Genomic DNA, 1,166 nt, shown 5'->3' with positions numbered 1-1,166 from the left:
TAATACCAAGATCCGATGATCGTGACTCGGGGGGGTTGCGGCGGGCGGCTGGGTTTGATTCAAGATGGCAAACGGACAGGAGTTTGCCATGCCGATCGCGCTTCGTACCGATTTTGACGCTGTCATGTTACGGGCCGCTGCCCGCAAATCGAAGGATGGCGCCCAAGCGCGTCGCCTGCTCGCTTTGGCAGCGATCTATGAAGGATCGAGCCGGACGGAGGCTGCTCGCGTCGGGGGCGTCACGCTGCAGATTGTCCGGGATTGGGTGGTAAAGTTCAATGCGTCGGGGCCTGACGGACTGATCGATCGGAAGGCGCCGGGGAAGCCGCCGCTCCTGAACGCGACGCACCGCGCGGCTCTGGTCGATGCGATCGAGCGGGGCCCGATTCCGGCGGCGCACGGCGTGGTGCGCTGGCGGATCATCGACCTTGCACAGATGCTGTGGGACGATTTCTCCGTGTCGGTTTCGAGGCCGACGTTGAGCCGCGAGCTTCGTGCGCTGGGTTATCGGAAATTATCAGCTCGGCCCAAGCACCATGCGCAGGATCCAGAGGCAATCGAAGCCTTTAAAAAAGGGGCTTTGCCGCCGAGTTGGACAAGGTCAAAGCTGCGCTCCCGCGTGGCACACCGATAGAGATCTGGTTCCAGGACGAGGCCAGGGTCGGGCAGAAGAACAAGATCACGAGACGATGGGCCAGGCGCGGGACGCGGCCCTCGGCACCGCACGATCAACGCACCAGATCGGTCTATATCTTCGGCGCAATCTGCCCGCAGGAAGGCAAGGCGGCCGGCCTCGTCCTGCCGTTCTGCAACACCGCTACGATGAACCTGCATCTGGCCGAGATATCACTGAACGTCGCGCCGGGTGCCCACGCCGTGGTGCTGATGGACCAGGCTGGCTGGCACCTGACGCCGAAGCTCGAACTCCCCTTCAATATCTCCATCGTCGCAATCCCGTCGAAATGTCCCGAGCTCAATCCCCAGGAAAACATCTGGCAGTTCATGCGCGACAACTGGCTCTCGAACCGCGTGTTCGGTTCCCACGAAGAGATCGTCGATCACTGCTGCGACGCCTGGAACAAGCTCGTCGAGCAGCCCTGGAAGATCATGTCGATCGGGTTGCGCAACTGGGCTCAGGAGTTCTGATCAGTGAATCTTGGTATAAG

Annotated in this window: 1 protein-coding gene; it reads left to right on the top strand. The window is 61.3% G+C overall.

Annotated elements, in window-relative coordinates; all coding sequences use genetic code 11:
- Window positions 1-88: 88 nt before the first annotated feature.
- Window positions 89-1,146 (top strand): IS630 family transposase gene (locus tag FHS79_RS18480; RefSeq protein ID WP_184203319.1). Its coding sequence is split into 2 segments (ribosomal slippage): window positions 89-574 and window positions 577-1,146, totalling 1,056 coding nucleotides; the frame shifts between segments, so codons are not numbered across the junction.
- Window positions 1,147-1,166: the final 20 nt, after the last annotated feature.

Origin of the sequence: Polymorphobacter multimanifer (genome assembly GCF_014205635.1) — a bacterium.
Taxonomy (GTDB): Bacteria; Pseudomonadota; Alphaproteobacteria; order Sphingomonadales; family Sphingomonadaceae; genus Sandarakinorhabdus; species Sandarakinorhabdus multimanifer.
The sequence above is the reverse complement of the archived record's forward strand: the minus strand, read 5'-3'. Positions and strand labels throughout refer to the sequence as shown.